1 pseudogene is annotated in these 247 nt (G+C 35.6%); it reads left to right on the forward strand.

The annotated features are described in order from the left end of the window. Positions 1–247, forward strand: a pseudogene (locus CWB76_RS20150) (ABC transporter ATP-binding protein); the annotation flags it as partial.

Raw genomic sequence — 247 nt, forward strand, 5'->3', positions numbered from 1 at the left:
AAAAGCCGCAAAGTTGCACATTTTTATCTGCAGGGGAAAAACTTAAAGAACTAGATAATCATGTCGCTATTGCTACAGATCGTATTGCTTTAACAGATTTTTTAACTGCCAATAAAATTATAAATTTATCTGTTAGTACTGTCTGTGGCCTACGGCCTAATGCAATGGTTCGTGGTTTTAAGTTTGGCGAATTTCTTATTACGCGTTTTGATGAATTATCCTCAGGCAATCAAAAAAAGGGCCAGTT

It is taken from the genome of Pseudoalteromonas sp. S1609 (assembly GCF_005887255.1).
Taxonomy (GTDB): domain Bacteria; phylum Pseudomonadota; class Gammaproteobacteria; order Enterobacterales; family Alteromonadaceae; genus Pseudoalteromonas.